Here is an 18505-nt window from a genome sequence, read left to right as displayed (position 1 = left end):
GAGCAGCTACTCTGCCACAGCCAGCACCCGCTCCAGCTCCCGCCGCATCACCCCGCGGTCCACATCCACCCCGCTCCACAGCCGGATCGCCACCGCCCCCTGGTTGACCAGCATGCCCAGGCCGTCGAGCACGGTGCAGCCTGCGGCTTCGGCGCGGCGGATCAGGTGGGTGCGCGGCGGGTTGGGGATGGCGTCGGCGACCACCATGCCGGGACGCAGCGTCGTCCAGTCGATGTCGAGCTGGTCGTCGACGTGCGGGAACAGGCCGATCGAGGTGGCGTTGATCACGATGTCCGTGTCGGTGGGGATGGGCATGGCCGGGTGCCAGTGCAGGTACTCGGCGGCGGCCGTCGTCTTCGCAGCAATCAGATCGGCCAGTTCCTGCCCGCGCAGCCGGCCCCGGTTGACGACAGCGATGTGCGCCGCCCCGGCCAGGGCCAGTTCCACCGCCACCGCGCGGGCCGCCCCGCCCGCACCGAACAGCAGCACGCGCCGCCCCCGGATCTCGCCCACGCCGCGCAAGGCTTCCAGAAAACCCTGGCCGTCGGTGTTCTCGCCGATCAGCAGGCCGTCGCGCACCACGACGGTGTTGACCGCCCCGATGACCTCGGCCGAGGGCGCGAGGTGGTCCAGGTGTTCGATCACCGTGACCTTGTGCGGCAGCGAGCAGTTGAAGCCGGCCCAGCCCATGGCGCGGGCGCCGCGCACGGCGTCGGCGAGTTTTTCCGGCGGCACTTCGCAATTGACGTAACGCCACGCCAGACCATGGTGCCGGTAGGCCGCCTCGATCATGGCGACCGTCGGGTTCTCGCCGGCGGGCTGGGCGAACGATCCGGTGAGCGTGTGCAGGAAGTTCATGGGTCTCTCCTGGGGCGTGGGCCGGTCAGGGTAGCGCATGCGCCGCCAAAAGCCCACCCGGAGCGCCCCGATCAATACGATGCTGCACCTTCGATGTACTTTTCAGCGGGTTACGAATACTTCTTGTCAGACACTAGGGTTTTTCCCGACCCTATAGCGCAATTCTGTACAGATTTTGCTGTTTTGCGTACAAACTGCGGGCCAGAAGGTCCCCAGAATCGCCCCACGGTTTCAGACACCGTTGAACCTCAAACGACCTCCCATCCACCTCAGGAGACACTCCGTGAAATTCCGCCTTGCCACCGTGTTTGCCGCCGGCCTGCTGGCCGCCGCTGGCGCCAACGCTGCCACCGAACTCGTCATCGCGACCGTGAACAACGGCCACATGATCGAGATGCAGAAGCTGTCGAAGAACTTCGAAACCGCCAACCCCGACATCAAGCTCAAGTGGGTGACGCTGGAAGAAGGCGTGCTGCGCCAGCGCGTGACGACCGACATCGCCACCAAGGGCGGTCAGTTCGACATCATGACGATCGGCATGTACGAAGCACCGATCTGGGGCAAGAAGGGCTGGCTGCAGGAACTCAAGACCGACGCCGCCTACGACGTGGACGACCTGCTGCCCGCCGTGCGCGGTGGCCTGACCGTGGGTGGCAAGCTGTATGCCGCTCCGTTCTACGGCGAATCCTCGATGCTGATGTACCGCAAGGACCTGGCCGACAAGGCCGGCATCACCGTGGCCGACAAGCCGACCTGGACCGACATCAAGGCCCTGGCCGCCAAGATCCACAACCCGCCCAACACCTACGGCATCTGCCTGCGCGGCAAGCCGGGCTGGGGCGACAACATGGCCTTCCTGTCCACCCTGGTGAACACCTACGGCGGCCAGTGGTTCGACATGAGCTGGAAGCCCCAGCTGGAAAGCAAGCCCTGGCACGACGCCATCACCTTCTACGTCGACCTGCTGAAGAACTACGGCCCTCCCGGCTCCTCGGCCAACAGCTTCAACGAAATCCTGGCCCTGACCAACTCGGGCAAGTGCGGCATGTGGATCGACGCCACGATCGCCGCCTCCTTCGTGAGCGATCCCAAGCAGTCCAAGGTCGCCGACCAGATGGCTTTCGCCCAGGCCCCCACCGCAGCGACCCCCAAGGGCGCGAACTGGCTGTGGTCCTGGAACCTGGCGATCCCCGCCGGTTCGAAGAAGGTCGACGCCGCACAGAAGTTCGTGACCTGGGCCACCAGCAAGGAATACATCCAGCTGGTCGCCAAGACCAACGGCTGGGCCAACGTCCCGACCGGCACCCGCAAGTCCACCTACGCGTCGCCGGAATTCCAGAAGGCCGCCCGCTTCGCTTCGGCTGAGCTCAAGGCCATCGAATCGGCCAACCCGAACGACTCGACCCTGCCCAAGAGCCCGTACGTCGGCGTGCAGTTCGCTGCCATCCCCGAGTTCCAGGCCATCGGCATCGCCGTGGGTCAGCAGATGAGCGCCGCCCTGGCCGGCAAGACCACGGTCGACGCCGCCCTGAAGGCCTCGCAGACCGCCGCCGACCGCGAAATGAAGAAGGCCGGCTACTACAAGTAAGCCACCAACGGGCAGGGAGGTCCCTGCCCGCCATTTCCATCGCTTCGCAGGGCGCCGGTGTGATCCATCGGCGCCCATCGGTCCCTCATTGCCTGGACACCCATGAAACGCCTCATCCCGCGCCTGCTGCTGACGCCCGCGGTGGCCACGCTCTTCCTCTGGATGATCGTGCCGCTGGTGATGACGATCTACTTCTCCGTCATCCGCTACAACCTGATGCAGCCCGACCAGACCGGCTTCATCGGACTGGACAACTTCGAATACTTCGTGACCGACCCCTCGTTCACGACCTCGGTGATCAACACCGTGCTGCTGCTGGGCAGCGTGATCCTGATCACCGTGCTGCTGGGCGTGGCCATCGCCCTGCTGATCAACGACCCCTTCGCCGGCCGCGGCATCGTGCGTGTGCTGCTGATCTCGCCCTTCTTCGTCATGCCCACGGTCAATGCGCTGCTGTGGAAGAACATGATGATGAACCCGATCTACGGCGTGCTGGCCCAGCTCTGGGGCTTCTTTGGCGCCGCCCCGATCGACTGGCTGACCGACCTGCCCCTGTTCTCGGTGATCGTCATGGTCTCCTGGCAGTGGCTGCCCTTTGCCACGCTGATCTTCATGACCGCGCTGCAGAGCATGGACCGCGAGCAGCTCGAAGCCGCCCGCATGGACGGCGCCACCTACGGCCAGCAGCTGCGTTACCTCTACATCCCGCACCTGGGCCGCTCGGTGGCCGTGGTCGTGATGATCGAGCTGATCTTCCTGCTCTCGGTCTTCGCCGAGATCTACACCACCACCGGTGGTGGCCCGGGCGACGCGAGCACCAACGTGGCCTTCCTGATCTTCAAGCAGGCGCTGCTGAACTTCGACGCCGGCGTGGCCTCCGCGGGCGCCCTGTTCGCCGTGCTGCTGGCCAACATCGCCGCGATCTTCCTGATCCGCATGGTCGGCAAGAACCTGGACAAGTGAGCACCACCATGGCACGTCAATCCACCTTCACCCCCGCCTACGCGGTGCGCACCGTGGCCGCCTGGGCCGTGGCCCTGCTGCTGTTCTTCCCCCTGGGCTGGCTGCTGCTGACCGCGTTCAAGACCGAGCTGCAGGCCATCGCCGTGCCGCCCGAGCTGTTCTTCAGCCCCACGCTGGAGAACTTCCACGAGGTGCAGGAGCGCAGCGACTACCTGCACTACGCCTGGAACTCGGTGGTCACCAGCGTGGTGTCCACGCTGCTGGGCCTGGCGATTGCCGCGCCCGCGGCCTACGCCATGGCCTTCCACAAGGGCAAGCGCGACAAGGACATCCTGATGTGGATGCTCTCGACCAAGATGATGCCGGCCGTCGGCGCGCTGGTGCCGGTCTACGTGATGGCGCAGAAGACCGCGCTGCTGGACACCCAGCTGGGCCTGATCATCATCTTCACGCTGTCCAACCTGCCCATCATGGTCTGGATGCTGTACTCGTCCTTCAAGGAGATCCCCAACGAGATCCTGGAAGCGGCGCGCATGGACGGCGCCACGCTCTGGCAGGAGGCCTTCAAGGTGCTGCTGCCGCTGGGCATGGGCGGCCTGGCCTCCACCGGCCTGCTGTGCCTGGTGCTCAGCTGGAACGAGGCGTTCTGGAGCCTGAACCTGAGCTCGTCCAAGGCCGGCACGCTGGCCACGCTGATCGCCAGCTACTCCAGCCCCGAGGGCCTGTTCTGGGCCAAGCTGTCGGCGGCCTCGCTGATGGCGATCGCGCCCATCGTCGTCTTCGGCTGGTTCAGTCAAAAGCAGCTGGTCCAAGGTCTGACCTTTGGCGCCGTGAAATGAGTACCCCCCGCATCGCCTTCGGCGCTACCCCCCAGGGGGCGCGACTGGCAGCCCGGCAAAGCCGGTTCTGCGGTCGCCCCGAACAAGAAACCTTCGCTCGCAGCGCCGCTGCGGCATCGAACATCTGAGGAGTCATTCCCATGGCCTACCTGCAACTCCAGGGCATCGAAAAGTTCTTCGGCGCCCACCGCGCCATCAAGGGCATCGACCTGACCATCGAGAAGGGCGAGTTCATCGTCTTCGTCGGGCCTTCGGGCTGCGGCAAGTCCACGCTGCTGCGCCTGATCGCCGGCCTCGAACACATCGACGGCGGCAAGCTGGTGCTCGACGGCAAGGACATCACCCAGGCGCCCTCGTCCAAGCGCGACCTGGCGATGGTGTTCCAGAGCTACGCGCTGTACCCGCACATGAGCGTGTACGAGAACATGAGCTTCGCGCTCAAGCTGGCCAAGGTCGATCCCAAGGTGATCGACGACAAGGTGCAGAACGCCGCGCGCATCCTCAACCTCTCGCAGTACCTGCAGCGCACGCCCAAGGAGCTCTCGGGCGGCCAGCGCCAGCGCGTGGCCATCGGCCGCGCCATCGTGCGCTCGCCCAAGGTCTTCCTGTTCGACGAGCCGCTGTCCAACCTGGACGCGGCCCTGCGCGGCCAGACCCGGGTGGAGATCCACAAGCTGCACCGCGACCTGGGCGCCACCACGATCTATGTCACGCACGACCAGGTCGAAGCCATGACGCTGGCCGACAAGGTGGTGGTGCTGCGCGACGGCATCATCGAGCAGGTCGGCACGCCGCTGGAGCTGTACGACAAGCCGGCCAACCAGTTCGTGGCCCAGTTCATCGGCACGCCGCAGATGAACGTGATCCCGCTGGCCCAGGTGCCGGCGCTGGTGCAGCAGCAGGCGCCGGTCGGTGCCGTGGGCGGCGCCATCGGCCTGCGCCCGGAGAACATCAGTGTGCGCAGCACCGGCAGCACGCCGGTGCCTGGCCAGGTGGACCTGGTCGAAGCGCTGGGCGCAGAGACCCTGATCTACGTGAGCACGCCCAACGGCGCGCAGTTCGTGGCGCGCCAGAACGACCGCACCGGCCTGCACGCCGGTGACGCCGTCAGCCTGGACATCGACGCCTCCCAGGCCCACTGGTTCGACACCGCCGGCCGCATCGTCGCCGGCCAGCACGCCTGACCACCATGACCCTCGGACAAGAACTTCAAGGCAAGGTCGCCGCCGTCACCGGCGCGGCCTCGGGCATCGGCTTTGCCAGCGCCCAGGGCATGGCCCACGCCGGCGCCCGCGTGGTGCTGATCGACCGCGACGCCGCCGCGCTGGACAAGGCCTGCGCGGCCATCGGCCCCAACGCCCTGCCGCTGGTGCTCGACCTGCTAGACCCCGCGCAGTGCAACAGCCTGCTCGAACGCACGCTGGCGATCGCCGGCCAGCTCGACATCTTCCACGCCAACGCCGGCCTCTACGTCGGCGGCGACCTGCTGGACACCACGCCCGAAGCCATCGACCGCATGTTGAACCTCAACGTGAACGTGGTGATGAAGAACGTGCACAACGTGCTGCCGCACATGGTGGCGCGCGGCACGGGCGACATCCTCGTCACCTCTTCGCTGGCCGCCCACTTCCCCACGCCGTGGGAGCCGGTCTACGCCTCGTCCAAGTGGGCGATCGACTGTTTCGTGCAGACCGTGCGGCGGCAGATGTTCAAGCACGGCATCCGCATCGGCTCTGTCTCGCCGGGGCCGGTCATCACCGGTCTGCTGGCCGACTGGCCGGCCGAGAAACTGGCCGAAGCCAAGGCCAGCGGCAGCCTGATCGAGGCCGCCGAGGTGGCCAATGTGCTGCTGTTCATGCTCACGCGCCCGCGCGGCATGACGATCCGCGACGTGGTGATGATGCCCACGAATTTCGACCTCTGACCCGTCCCTTTTCACGCGACCGACCATGTACACCATCCTTCACCTCGGACTGGGCTCCTTCCACCGCGCCCACCAGGCCGTCTACGTCCACCAGCTGCGCCAGCAGGGCGACACGCGCTGGTCCATCACCGGCGGCAACCTGCGGCCCGACATGCTCGACACCATCGCCGCGCTGCAGGCCCAGGGCGGCGCCTACACGCTGGAGACGGTCACGCCCCAGGGCGAGCGCAGCTACACGCGCATCGAGTCGATCCAGCGCGTGGTGCCCTACCAGGAAGACCTGGCGCCGCTGATCGCCGTCGGCGCCGATCCGGCCACACGCATCATCAGCTTCACCGTCACAGAGGCCGGCTACTACCTCGACGCGAACAACCAGTTGGACTGGCCCACCTTCCCCGACCTGCGCGCCGACCTGGAGGCCGTGAAGGCCGGCAAGGCGGGCCACACGGTCTACGGCGGCCTGGTCAGCATCCTGAAGGCGCGCATGAAGGCCGGCGGCGGTGCCGTCACGCTGATGAACTGCGACAACCTGCGCCACAACGGCGAGCGCTCGCGCGGCGGCCTGCTGCAGTTCATCGACGCACTGGGCGACAGCGCCCTCAAGGCCTGGGTGCAGGAACACACCCGCAGCCCCAACGCCATGGTCGACCGCATCACGCCACGCCCCACGCCCGACGTGGCCGAGCGCGTCAAGGCCGCCACCGGCTGGGACGACAAGGCCGCCATCATGGGCGAGAGCTTCATCCAGTGGGTGATCGAAGACAACTTCATCGCCGGCCGCCCCGAGTGGGAAAAGGTCGGGGTCGAGATGGTCAATTCGGTGCAGGCCCACGAGGAAGCCAAGATCCGCCTGCTCAACGCGACGCACAGCTGCATCGCCTGGGCCGGCACGCTGGCGGGCTACCTCTACATCCACGAAGGCACGCACGACGCCGCCATCCGCCAGATGGCTTTCGACTACGTGACCGACGACGCGATTCCGGTCCTGCTGCCCTGCCCGATCCATCTGGAGAAGTACCGCGACGTGGTGCTCGACCGCTTCGGCAACCCCGCGATCCAGGACACCAACCAGCGCGTGGCGATGGACGCGTTCTCCAAGATCCCCGGCATGATCGCGCCCACCATCCGCGACAAGCTCGCGCGCGGCGGCAGCTTCGACAGCGTGGCCATGCTGCCCGCGCTGTTCCTGGCCTACCTGCAGCGCTGGCACGCCGGCCAGATCCCCTACACCTACCAGGACCAGGCCATGGACCCGGCCGTGGCGCACGCGATCTGCGACGCGGCCGACCCGGTCGCCGCCTACGCCGCCGACACCACGCTGTGGGGCGAGATGGCCAGCCGTCCGGAACTGGTCGGCACACTGCGCAAGGCCTACGCCCGCGTGCAGGCTTTCGTGGCGGAGCGCGCCAAGGCCTGAACCGGTGTAACTTCCTCGGCTTCCCTGCCGGAGCACACCATGACCGTGAAGATGCCCATCGCCCCGCGCCAGCTCAAGCCCGAGCTGGAGCACGAGTTCGTCCGCTCGCCCGACCTGGGCTACGAGCTGTCGTCGGACGTCGGCTTCGTGCGCTGCCTGGACCATGGTTTTCCGACGCCGCTGGCGCGCTGGCACTACCACGACGAGTACGAGCTGCACCTGATCACCAGCACCAGCGGCAAGGTGTTCGTGGGCGACTGGATCGGCCCGTTCCAGGCCGGCCAGCTGGTGCTCACCGGGCCGCGCCTGCCGCACAACTGGGTGACCATGGACATGCCCGAGGGCGGCGTGGCGCAGCGCGATCTGGTGATCCAGTTCACCCACGAGCCGCTGGTGCGCGCCGCCGAGACCATCCCGGAATTGCGCGAAGTGCTGCCGCTGCTGGAGCGTGCCAAGAACGGCATCGAGTTCTTCGGCCTGTCGGAAGTGGCCGAGAAACACTGGCACCGCGTGAAGTCCGCGCGCGGTCTGCGCCGCCTCACCGCGTTCTGCGACTACCTGGCCGACCTGGCCGCCTGCACCGACTACCGCCTGCTCTCGAGCGTGCAGCTGCAGAGCGACGACGACGATGCCTCGATCGACCAGATCCACGCCGTCGTCAGCCGCATCACCGACAACATGGCCGACGACCACTCGGCCGGCGCGCTGGCCGCCGAGCTGGGCATGAGCGAGAGCAAGTTCAGCCGCTTCTTCCGCAAGGCCACCGGCAACACCTTCACCGACTTCGTCAACCGGGTGCGCATCAGCCGCGCCTGCCAGTTGCTGATGGACACCGACCAGCAGGTCACCCACATCTGCTACGAGGTCGGCTTCAACAACGTCGCCAACTTCAACCGCCGCTTCCTGGAAATCAAGGGCATGACGCCCACCGAATTCCGCAAGCAATCGCTGACCCGTTTCAAAGGCTCGGCCTGATCCCATGTTCCTCGGTCTCGATCTCGGCACGTCCGAACTGAAGGCCCTGCTGCTGTCCGACCAGCACCAGGTCATTGCCACCGCCCGCGCACCGCTGACGGTGCAGCGCCCGCAGCCGCTGTGGTCCGAGCAGGACCCGGCCGCCTGGTGGCAGGCGCTCGAAGCGGTGATGGACCAGCTGCACGCGGAGCAACCGCAGGCGCTCGCACAGCTGCGCGGCATCGGCCTGTCCGGCCAGATGCACGGCGCCACCCTGCTCGACGGCCACGACCAGGTGCTGCGCCCGGCCATCCTCTGGAACGACGGCCGCAGCGGCGCGCAGTGCGAACAGCTCACCCGCGACGTGCCACAGCTTTCGGCCATCACCGGCAACCTGGCCATGCCCGGCTTCACGGCGCCCAAGCTGCAATGGGTGCGCGAGCACGAACCGGAAACCTTTGCGAAGACCCGGCGCGTGCTGCTGCCCAAGGACTGGCTGCGCCTGATGCTCACGGGTGAAGCCGTGAGCGAGATGTCCGACGCCGCCGGCACCTTGTGGCTGGACGTGGGCCGGCGCGACTGGTCCGACGTGATGCTCACCGCGACCGGCCTGACCCGCGCCCACATGCCGCGGCTGGTCGAAGGCAGCGAGGTCTCGGCCTTGGTCAAACCAGCGCTGTGCAGCCGCTGGGGCCTGCCGTCGGCGGTGCCGGTGGCCGGTGGTGCCGGCGACAACGCCGCCAGCGCGGTCGGCATGGGCCTGGTGCGCCCGGGCGAAGGCTTCGTCTCGCTGGGCACCTCGGGCGTGGTCTTTGTCAGCGGTGCCGCGTTTGAACCCAACCCGGCGCAGGCGCTGCACGCGTTCTGCCACGCCCTGCCCGACCGCTGGCACGTGATGAGCGTGATGCTCAGCGCCGCCAGCGCAGTGAGCTGGGCCACGAAAAACCTCGGCTTCGAGAACGAAGCCGCGCTGCTGGCCGCGGCCGCGACGCTGGACCACGGCGCCCAGGGCCAGGCCCCGCTGTTCCTGCCCTACCTCAGCGGCGAACGCTCGCCCCACAACAACCCGCTGGCCACCGGCGCCTGGGTTGGCCTGCGCGCCGAACACGGCCGCGAACACCTGGCCTACGCGGTGGCCGAAGGCGTGGGCTTCGGCCTGTGCGACGGTCTGCACACCATTCCCGCCAGCGACCCGCCGCTGCGCGCGCTCTCGCTGGTCGGTGGCGGCTCCCGCAGCGCCTGGTGGGCGCAATTGCTGGCCGACATCTTCGGCCTGGCACTGACCGTGCACCAGGACTCCGAAAGCGGCGGCGCCATGGGCGCAGCCCGCCTGGCCTGGCTGGCCACCGGCGGCGGCCTCGACACGGTCTGCGTCACGCCCCCGGTGCGGCACCGCTTCGAACCCAACACGGCACAAAGCGAAACGCTGCGGGCGCGCCATGCGCGGTTCAGGGCGCTGTATCCGGCCTTGCGCTGAGAGCCGCCCGGCGGCGGAGACGGCTTGGGCCGGGGTCGCGGCCAGACCTGAAACAGGCTTTCGCCCGTTTCAACGCCCCCATTGCACTGTTCATCGATATTTTGTATGATGCACGTCATGCGAAAGACACCAACCAACATCCGCAGTGCCGCCAAAGAGGCCTCGCACGAGCGCATCGTGCAGGCGGCCGCCCGCGCCATCCGGCGCAGCGGCTACGACGGGACGGGGGTGGCCGACATCATGAAAGAGGCGGGGCTGACGCACGGCGCGTTCTATGCCCACTTCGATTCCCGCGAAGCCATGCTGGCCGAAGCGGCGGACCGTGCGGGTGCCGAGTCCAACGCCTTCGCGGCCAGTGTCATTGCCGCGGTCCCGCCTGAGCAGGCATTGCAGGCGCTGATGCAGACCTATCTGTCCAAAGAGCACCTGGCGGGCATCGAGACGGGTTGCCCCGTGTCGGCCCTGGGTTCCGAAATGCCCCGCCAGTCGCCCGAAGTGCGCCGGGCCGCCACGCGCCGCATCAAGGAGATGATCGATCTGGTGGCCCGTCAGTCGCCGGACTGGGGACAGCCCGGCGCCCATGAGCGCGCGCTGGTGACGGTGGCCACCATGGTGGGCACCCTGATGCTGGCCCGCGCCGTCGATGACCCGGCGTTGTCGGACGCGCTGTGCGGCGCCGCTTTGAAGCGCCTGGCCCCTTCCGGCGTCTGAGCCACGGACCGGTTTTTTTTGCTCACAAATATGATGATCATCATTCCAAACTTCATCTCAACCGGATCCAATGGATCCGTCCCCTGCACTGTTTGCCAAAAGGAAAGACCATGAAAGCCTTCGTCGTGGATCGCTACGGGAAGAACGAAAAACTGCGGGCCGCCGAGATGCCGGCACCGGAGCTGCGTGAAGACGAGGTCTTGATCGAGGTGCACGCGACCGCGGTGAACCTGCTGGATTCCAAGCTTCGAAACGGCGAGTTCAAGCTCATCCTGCCGTACCGCACGCCCTTTGTCCTGGGACACGATGTGGCCGGCGTGGTGGTCCGTGTCGGGCCGAGGGTGCGCCAGTTCAAGGTGGGCGACGAGGTCTACGCCAGGCCCGACGACTTCCGCATCGGCACCTTCGCCGAGTTGGTGGCCGTCAAGGAGGACTCGGTGGCGATCAAGCCCCGGAACATCAGCATGGAAGAGGCTGCGTCCATCCCCCTGGTGGGACTGACGGCCTGGCAGGCGCTGGTGGAAAAAGCCCGTCTCAAGAAGGGGCAGAAGGTCTTCATCCAGGCAGGCTCCGGTGGCGTGGGCACGTTCGCCATCCAGCTGGCCAAGCACCTGGGCGCGACGGTGGCCACCACCACCAGCGCGGGCAACGCCGCCCTGGTCAAGGGCCTGGGCGCGGATGTGATCGTCGACTACAGGAAGGATGCGTTTGAAGAAAAGCTGAGCGACTACGACGTGGTGCTCAACAGCCAGGACGGCAAGACCCTGGCGAAGTCCCTGGGCGTGCTCAAGCCCGGTGGCAGCCTCATCTCCATCTCGGGGCCGCCCGATCCGCAGTTTGCGCAGGACATCAAGGCCCCGTGGGTGGTGACTCAGGTCATGCGCGCCCTGAGCTTTGGCGTGCGCAGGCAGGCCCGGCGCCTGCAGGTCGGCTATTCGTTCCTGTTCATGAAGTCCAGCGGCAGCCAGTTGCAGAAGATCACACAGTTGATCGAGTCGGGCGCCATCCGCCCGGTGATCGACAAGGTCTTCCCCTTCGACGCCACCAACGAGGCCATGGCCTACGTCGAAAGCGGTCGGGCCAAAGGCAAGGTGGTCATCAAGCTTCGCTGAACCTTTCCACCCTTTCGTTTTTTCACGCCCCTACATATGACGATCGTCATGTGAATTTCGTATCCCAACCTTCTCAGGAGCCATCCATGAACATTCAAAACGCCGTCGTCCTCATCACCGGCGCCAACCGCGGCATCGGCCTGGCCTTTGCCCGCGAACTGCTGGCGCGGGGCGCCCGCAAGGTCTACGCCGCCGCACGCGATCCCGCCACCGTCACCTTGCCCGGTGTCCATGCCTTGCAACTGGACGTCACCAAACCCGAGGAAATCGCAGCTGCAGTGCAGCAGGCCACCGACGTGACCCTGGTCATCAACAACGCGGGCATCGCCCAGCCCGGCGGCTTCCTGGCGCCTGACAGCGACGCGGTGGCACGCCGCATCTTCGAGACCAACTTCTTCGGCGTGCTGAACGTGAGCAAGGCCTTTGCGCCCGTGCTCAAGGCCAACGGCGGTGGCGCACTGCTCAATGTGTTGTCGGTGGCGTCGTGGGTCAACGGCAGTGAGCTGGCCGCGTATTCGGCCAGCAAGTCCGCGGCGTGGCCGCTGACCAATGCATTGCGCCACGAGCTGGCCGGGCAGAAGACCCAGGTGCTGGGCCTGCACATGGCCTATGTCGACACCGACCTCACGCGCGGTTTCGAGGTCCCCAAGAGCAGCGCCGAGGTAATCGTGCAGCGCGCGCTCGACGGGCTGGAAGCGGGCGCCGACGAGGTGCTGGCCGACGCGCTCACCGAGCAGGTGCGGCAAGGCCTGACGGCACCGCGCCCGGTCTATCTGCCCCAAGGCCAATAAACCCAGGCCCTCAGTCTCAACTCACACCCACAGGAAGACCACCATGCTCTTCACGCCTCTCTCCGCGCCCTCCCTGCCACTGCGCAACCGCATCGTCATGGCGCCCATGACACGCAGCCGGGCGGTGGACCACAACACGCCCAACGCCCTGATGGCCGAGTACTACGGCCAGCGCGCCTCGGCCGGCCTGATCGTCACCGAGGGCACCTCGCCCTCGCCCAACGGGCTGGGCTACGCCCGCATTCCGGGCCTGTTCACCGAAGCCCATGTGCAAGGCTGGAAGCAGGTGACGGACGCGGTGCACGCCAAAGGCGGCAAGATCTTTGTCCAGCTGATGCACACCGGGCGCGTGGCCCATGTGGCCAACCTGCCGGAAGGGGCCGAGGTGCTCGCGCCCACCGCCGAGGTCTGCCCCGGCGAGATGTTCACCGACACCCAGGGCATGCAGCCGCACAGCGCACCCCGCGCGATGAGCGAAGACGACATCGCCCACGCCGTGGCGGAGTACGCCAGGTCGGCCCAACTGGCCATCGACGCGGGTTTCGACGGGGTCGAGCTGCACGCCGCAAACGGCTACCTGATCGAGCAGTTTCTGAACGCCAACGTGAACCACCGCACCGATGGCTACGGGGGCAGCATCGAAGGCCGCAACCGCTTCGCCCTCGAGGTGGCTCGCGCCACGGCCGCCGCCATCGGCGCAGACAAGGTGGGCATCCGGTTGTCGCCCTACGGCGTGTTCAACGGCATGGGGGCCTACCCCGATGTCGAGGCGCAATACCTGGCCCTCACCGAAGCACTGGCGCAGCTGGGCATTCTGTATGTGCACCTGCTGGACCATTCGGCGCTGGGCGCGCCGCCCGTGCCCGCCGAGTTCAAGTTCCGCCTTCGCGTGGCGTTCCACGGTCTGTTCATCCTGGCCGGAGGCTTCGATCAGGCCAGTGCGGAGAGCGCGCTCCATGCGGGTCACGCGAACCTCATCGCCTTTGCCCGCCCCTTCATCGCCAACCCCGATCTGGTCGAGCGCATGCAGGCCAAGGCGGCCTTGAACCCGCTGGACATGGCGACCTTCTACACGCCCGGCCCCAAGGGCTACACCGACTATCCGGCGCTCGGCGCCTGAGCGGAGACCGATGATGAAACACCTGCTCAAGACGGCCACGCTGGGCCTGGCCCTGTCAACCACTCTCCATGTGCCCACGCTGCTGGCGGCAGAGCCTGCCGCCAGCGCGGCGAACCAAGGCCAGGTCGCGGCCGGACCAAAGGCCGAGCTCACCTGGAAGAACGTGCCCACCCAGACCATCTCGGCCGGCGGCGTGAACTTCGCGTACCGCGAGCTGGGCCAGCACCACGGCGGCACGCCCGTGGTGATGCTGACCCACCTGGCGGCGGTCCTCGACAACTGGGACCCGCGCATCATCGACGGCCTCGCGGCCAAACACCACGTCATCGCCTTCGACAACCGCGGCATCGGGGCCTCCAGCGGCTCGCCGTCGAATTCGATGGAAGCGATGGCAGACGACGCCATCACCTTCATCCGGGCCAAGGGCTTGCAGAAGGTGGACCTGCTGGGCTTCTCGCTGGGTGGCATGGTCGCCCAGGAAGTCGTGCTGAAACAGCCGCCACTCGTGCGCAAGATGGTGCTCGCGGGCACCGGTCCTGCGGGTGGCGAAGGCATCAGCACCGTGGCGGGGGTGACCTTCTACGACATGGCCCGGGGCTTCTTCACCGGCCAGGACGCCAAGCAGTTCCTGTTCTTCACGCGAACGCCCCAAGGCATCGAGGCCGGCAAGGCCTTCCTGGCGCGGTTGAAGGAACGCACCGAAGACCGCGACACCGAGATCTCGGTGAGCGCGTTCATGGCCCAGCTGGAGGCGCTGCGCGTGTGGGGCAAGAAGGCGCCCGCCGACCTGTCGGTGGTGACGCAGCCGGTGCTGGTGGTCAACGGTGACCACGACCGCATGGTCCCGACGGTCAACACGCACGACCTGGCCCGGCGGCTGCCCAACAGCCAGCTGGTCATCTACCCCGATGCCGGACACGGCGGGGCCTTCCAGTTCCATGCCGACTTCGTGCGCAGCACGCTCGAGTTCCTGGCCCGCTGACGCTGGCCAGGCAACGCAGCCCCCAAGACCAGGAGAACGACATGCGTGCACACACAAGCCAGTTCAAGGGCCAGCGCGCGCTGGTGACCGGCGCCTCCAGCGGTATTGGCGCGGCCATCGCGCGTGAGCTCGCGGCGCTCGGCGTGGACCTCGTGCTGACGGCACGGCGGCGCGACGCCCTGGAAGCCGTCGCCGCGACCTGCCAGGGCGTGAAGGTCGAGATCGTCACCGGCGATCTCGGCCAGCCCGATGCGGCGCGCGCCCTGTGGGCTGCCGCCACCGCCAGCGGCCCGATCGACATCCTGATCAACAACGCCGGCTTCGGCTACTTCCGCCGGTTCGACGAGGTGGATTGGGCGCGCGACGCCGAGCTCATCCAGCTCAACATGACCTCGCTCGTGGCGCTGGCGCGCTGCTTCGTCGATGCGCACAAGGCCGGCTCCGGCCCTGCGCACATGCTGAACATCGCCTCGACCGGCGCTTACCAGTCCGTGCCCAACATGGCGCTGTACGCGGCGTCGAAGACGTTCGTGCGCAACTTCAGCGAGGGCCTGCACGACGAGCACCGTGGCACGCCGCTGAGCGTGACCTGCGTCTGCCCCGGCGGCACCGACACCGGGTTCCACGCCGCCTCCGGCGGGGGCGACTACTCGTGGATCGCGAACGCATCGACCCAAAGCCCCGAGTTCGTGGCGCAGGCTGCGGTCCGCGCCATGTTGCAAGGCCAGCGCACGGTCGTGCCAGGCCTGTTCAACCAGCTGTCCACCTTCGGTGTGCGCTTCCTGTCGCGGCGGTGGGCCTCCCGGGTGGCGACCCAGGTGCTCGGCAGGCCGCGCCTGACGCTGCCTGCGCGCAGCACGACCTGAGACAGGCCTGTCGACACCCGAAGCGAAAGGACCGCCAGGCATGTCTGATCACTTCGGAGGGAACCTGCTTGCGGCTCAATGAACCCGCAGCACCTCAAACTGCTGTCGGATGGGAGCGACCTGTATCGACACCTCATCCCCCTCGCATTTGCCGAGCATGGCCCGGCCCAACGGGGCTTCGCTGCTGATGACCTGAACAAGCTGAGCGCCGCTGACCAACTTCATGCTGCCCCCATCCGGGCCGAGAAAGAGCTGTTGCTGCCTGTCGTCGGCATCGACCAGGCAGACCAGTGCGCCGAGCTGTATGCCTTTGCTGGCGTCGTAGGGACGCGGGCGGAATTGGCGCCAGTTGGCCATCGCCTGGCGGATGGCTTCGGCGCGACGCGCTTGGCCGGTGGCCAGGTAGGCGGCTTCGAGCCCCAAGGTGTCGTATTTGTTTTCGGCGATGTTTTCTTCGTGAGTCGCCGTTTCATGGGCCGCCCGCGCGGCCTGTTCGACTTGCAGCAGGTCTTCGGCGAGCCGTTCCAGCACCTGCTGCTGCAGCAAGAATTTATCCATGATGAAAGGTGGGCATCTCAAACAAGCGGGGGCACGGCCCTGTCGCCCATTTCGGGGCATCGAACGGCAGGAACTGGCCGAAGTGTGAAGCCATGCAGCGTCCCTCAAGCCTTCACTTCGACCACCGGTTCAAAGCCGCCGAAGATCATGCGTTTTCCGTCGAAGGGCATGGGCGGGTTGCCGGGTGTGGACGGGTCCATGCGCGGGTCCTCCAGCATCTTCTTCATGCCGGCGTCGCGCGTGGCCTTGTCCGGCCATTCGACCCATGAAAAAGCCACCGTCTCCTCGGCCGTGGCCTGGACTGCGCGGCGGAAGTCGGTGACTTTGCCGTCGGGAACGTCGTCGCCCCAACACTCCATCACACGGATGGCGCCCAGCTCGATGAACAACGCGTCGAAATGGCGAGCGTGGTCGATGAACTGCTGCTTGTTGGCGGTCGGGACCGCGATCACGAAACCATCGATGTATGACATGTCTCACTCCTGTGGGGTTGATCGGACAGCGCACTGGCCTGAGTGCGCCTCGCATTGCAACGACGAACGACCGGGAGCCAATTCGACATCGCATGCCGGCAGGAGGACAGACACCCTGTGCGGCCATGGAGCAAATGCTGCAGCAGATTTTTTTGATGAGTCGCCAGCCGCAGTGCTCTCAGCATAGATGCCTTGGCAGCGGTAGCAGTCTGACAGTCCGTTGTCACGAAGGTCTGCTATCGGCCAGTAACGGACGATGGCGGCGGAGAAAAGCAGTCGCTCAATGCTCAAATGAGCCAACGCTGCTCACGGCAGTTGGCTCCAGCGCCCCGTTAGAGCGTTCATGGGGCAAGCCCAGCAAACGCATTGAATTCTGCCAACTTGCCTCATTCCTTCGACCATCCATATCCTCCAGCAGTGCCGTTCGATCACTCTCGCGGAGCGGAGTTTCCAGAGAAGTCAACAACATCTCTGCGCTGGATAGAACAGAAAACCACGGCAACCCTTCGCGTCTGACGAGTTCGACGAGCCGCGATGTACATATCATTGTGTGCTCTTCGTCAGGCCAATAGCGCCCACCTTCATCAGAGGATGGACCATTCAGGGCTACAGCGATAAAAGGATCATTCAAGACCCGGATACCAAAGTGGACGCGAAGGTCTGGACCAAATGAATAATTATGGAAATGCATGAACTGAACAAAGCCCTTAAACGGTCTCACGATGAACGTTGGCTTTGTATGCAGAAATCCGATCGCTTGAAACTCTTTTGCAACTGCGCGAACAATTTTTCGCGCCAGCCTACGCTCTTCCTTTTTCTCCATATCTAACGTTGGAGGCGACCGGCACTCAGCAAACGCCGCGAAGCGGCTATCTGCTGCTGAGTGTCCGCGTGGGCCAAAATGTTAAGCGGCACGATTCACCGCCTGCGACTTAAAGGCAACAACAAACTCTTTCGCCTGCTCAAATGTCGCCGGATAGCTTGTCTTCTGCCGCCCCCCTGATTCCGTTGGTTCGTAGACTGACTGAAATAAAAAACCGTGCTCCACCAAGAACTGTACTTTCTTCCATTGAAGAGTGTCGGCTGCGGCAGGTGCTGAGAATTTGCGACTGAGCCTCACCATCTCCCCTCCGCACTGCGGGCAACGTCTTGGCGCTTCGCTGATCGGCTTTTTAAAAGACTTCTTGCAATGGAAGCAGACATGCGGGAACAAGTGCCCTTGAATGTCCTTTTCCTTTGGGAAAGTGCTGTGATGCTTGAATGCTGCCATGACTGCCGTTTAACGTTTGAAGTCAGCGGACCAGCCAGCGCAACTGGCGCAGGTCCGCTGCATTGAAAGGTTATGGCGCGTTCTATGCACTGCTCGCACCATTAAGCTTTTGAAGAACTGAGGGCAGCAACCGGGCCACATACTCGTGCATCCATGTATTTCCACCTGCGTAAGCCAGTTCTTCCTCTCCAACCTGGAAGGTGAGCATGGGTGAAAGCGTTCCGCCAGCGAAGTCTTCGGATGCGGAGTCGTCAATCAAAGCGGTGACCGCGAAAGCAATTGAGCCGGTGAGTTGCTCCACAAGCTCTTCGGGCGCATCGACCTTCTTCAATTCACGGGCAATTGCTTCAATAAGTGCCGCCGTGAGCGCCTGCTGACGATCATCGAAGGAGTCGTGATGTACGAGCTTCATTGAGCGCGATAACGGAATGTATCCCGCAGAACCCGCGGGATAAGCTGGACGTTGCGGAATATTCTGGCCACATCAACCTCCAAAAAAATTCAATCGGATCAAAGGGTTGGATGCGAATACCTGATTTTTATACAGGTAGAAGTAGACCACGAAACCCGGCATCCACAACCAACCAGTTACCGCTTCACTT

Annotated in this window: 20 protein-coding genes; 14 read left to right on the top strand and 6 right to left on the bottom strand. The window is 65.6% G+C overall.

The genetic code is table 11. The features are described from left to right. Positions 1-6: 6 nt before the first annotated feature. Positions 7-858, bottom strand: coding sequence for a shikimate dehydrogenase (gene aroE, locus ACS5NL_RS04570; protein ID WP_439352458.1), 852 nt, complete (start codon positions 856-858; stop codon positions 7-9). A gap of 385 nt (positions 859-1243) precedes the next feature. Here aroE and ACS5NL_RS04565 point away from each other — a divergent pair, with 385 nt between their 5' ends. From ACS5NL_RS04565 to ACS5NL_RS04500, 14 genes are all read left to right on the top strand, one after another. After that, positions 1244-2446 (top strand): ABC transporter substrate-binding protein, encoded by a 1203-nt coding sequence (locus tag ACS5NL_RS04565; RefSeq protein ID WP_439352552.1) that lies wholly within the window; start codon positions 1244-1246, stop codon positions 2444-2446. 102 nt (positions 2447-2548) lie between these two features. After that, positions 2549-3409: a carbohydrate ABC transporter permease gene (locus tag ACS5NL_RS04560; protein WP_439352457.1), complete on the top strand. Its 861-nt coding sequence runs from the start codon at positions 2549-2551 to the stop codon at positions 3407-3409. An 8-nt stretch (positions 3410-3417) separates the two neighbouring features. Next, positions 3418-4248 carry a carbohydrate ABC transporter permease gene (locus tag ACS5NL_RS04555; protein WP_439352456.1) on the top strand — a complete coding sequence of 277 codons (831 nt, stop codon included), beginning with the start codon at positions 3418-3420 and terminating at the stop codon, positions 4246-4248. A gap of 140 nt (positions 4249-4388) precedes the next feature. Next, positions 4389-5432, top strand: a complete 1044-nt coding sequence (locus ACS5NL_RS04550) for an ABC transporter ATP-binding protein (protein WP_439352455.1) — start codon at positions 4389-4391, stop codon at positions 5430-5432. A gap of 5 nt (positions 5433-5437) precedes the next feature. Beyond that, positions 5438-6172, top strand: coding sequence for an SDR family oxidoreductase (locus tag ACS5NL_RS04545; RefSeq protein WP_439352454.1), 735 nt, complete (start codon positions 5438-5440; stop codon positions 6170-6172). Positions 6173-6197: 25 nt separating this feature from the next. After that, positions 6198-7589 (top strand): D-arabinitol 4-dehydrogenase, encoded by a 1392-nt coding sequence (dalD, locus tag ACS5NL_RS04540; RefSeq protein ID WP_439352453.1) that lies wholly within the window; start codon positions 6198-6200, stop codon positions 7587-7589. A 39-nt stretch (positions 7590-7628) separates the two neighbouring features. Beyond that, positions 7629-8564: an AraC family transcriptional regulator gene (locus ACS5NL_RS04535; RefSeq protein ID WP_439352452.1), complete on the top strand. Its 936-nt coding sequence runs from the start codon at positions 7629-7631 to the stop codon at positions 8562-8564. Between the two features lie 4 nt (positions 8565-8568). Beyond that, positions 8569-10020, top strand: a complete 1452-nt coding sequence (xylB, locus tag ACS5NL_RS04530; RefSeq protein ID WP_439352451.1) for a xylulokinase — start codon at positions 8569-8571, stop codon at positions 10018-10020. A 105-nt stretch (positions 10021-10125) separates the two neighbouring features. Further along, positions 10126-10731 (top strand): TetR/AcrR family transcriptional regulator, encoded by a 606-nt coding sequence (locus ACS5NL_RS04525; protein ID WP_439352450.1) that lies wholly within the window; start codon positions 10126-10128, stop codon positions 10729-10731. A gap of 110 nt (positions 10732-10841) precedes the next feature. Beyond that, the gene (locus ACS5NL_RS04520; protein WP_439352449.1) at positions 10842-11843 is read left to right on the top strand and encodes an NADP-dependent oxidoreductase; all 1002 of its coding nucleotides are present in this window, start codon (positions 10842-10844) and stop codon (positions 11841-11843) included. Positions 11844-11929: 86 nt separating this feature from the next. After that, positions 11930-12634 (top strand): SDR family oxidoreductase, encoded by a 705-nt coding sequence (locus tag ACS5NL_RS04515; RefSeq protein WP_439352448.1) that lies wholly within the window; start codon positions 11930-11932, stop codon positions 12632-12634. A 43-nt stretch (positions 12635-12677) separates the two neighbouring features. Then, the gene (locus tag ACS5NL_RS04510) at positions 12678-13754 is read left to right on the top strand and encodes an alkene reductase (RefSeq protein WP_439352447.1); all 1077 of its coding nucleotides are present in this window, start codon (positions 12678-12680) and stop codon (positions 13752-13754) included. Positions 13755-13767: 13 nt separating this feature from the next. Beyond that, positions 13768-14736: an alpha/beta fold hydrolase gene (locus ACS5NL_RS04505; protein WP_439352446.1), complete on the top strand. Its 969-nt coding sequence runs from the start codon at positions 13768-13770 to the stop codon at positions 14734-14736. A 41-nt stretch (positions 14737-14777) separates the two neighbouring features. Next, a complete protein-coding gene (locus ACS5NL_RS04500) occupies positions 14778-15602 on the top strand; it encodes an SDR family NAD(P)-dependent oxidoreductase (RefSeq protein ID WP_439352445.1) in 825 nt (274 codons plus the stop codon). Between the two features lie 75 nt (positions 15603-15677). On the opposite strand, the gene ACS5NL_RS04495 is transcribed toward ACS5NL_RS04500, so the two are convergent. The 5 genes from ACS5NL_RS04495 to ACS5NL_RS04475 all read right to left on the bottom strand — a co-directional run bounded on the left by ACS5NL_RS04495 (position 15678) and on the right by ACS5NL_RS04475 (position 18315). Beyond that, complete coding sequence (locus tag ACS5NL_RS04495; protein WP_439352444.1) at positions 15678-16160, bottom strand: GreA/GreB family elongation factor; 483 nt, start codon at positions 16158-16160, stop codon at positions 15678-15680. Positions 16161-16264: 104 nt separating this feature from the next. Beyond that, positions 16265-16633 carry a DUF1428 domain-containing protein gene (locus ACS5NL_RS04490; protein ID WP_439352443.1) on the bottom strand — a complete coding sequence of 123 codons (369 nt, stop codon included), beginning with the start codon at positions 16631-16633 and terminating at the stop codon, positions 16265-16267. A gap of 280 nt (positions 16634-16913) precedes the next feature. After that, the gene (locus ACS5NL_RS04485; protein ID WP_439352442.1) at positions 16914-17456 is read right to left on the bottom strand and encodes a hypothetical protein; all 543 of its coding nucleotides are present in this window, start codon (positions 17454-17456) and stop codon (positions 16914-16916) included. Between the two features lie 81 nt (positions 17457-17537). Further along, positions 17538-17903, bottom strand: a complete 366-nt coding sequence (locus ACS5NL_RS04480) for a hypothetical protein (RefSeq protein WP_439352441.1) — start codon at positions 17901-17903, stop codon at positions 17538-17540. Between the two features lie 82 nt (positions 17904-17985). After that, positions 17986-18315, bottom strand: coding sequence for a hypothetical protein (locus ACS5NL_RS04475; RefSeq protein ID WP_439352440.1), 330 nt, complete (start codon positions 18313-18315; stop codon positions 17986-17988). Positions 18316-18505: the final 190 nt, after the last annotated feature.

This window comes from Hydrogenophaga sedimenti (assembly GCF_051857515.1).
Lineage (GTDB): Bacteria > Pseudomonadota > Gammaproteobacteria > Burkholderiales > Burkholderiaceae_C > Hydrogenophaga.
The sequence above is the reverse complement of the archived record's forward strand: the minus strand, read 5'-3'. Positions and strand labels throughout refer to the sequence as shown.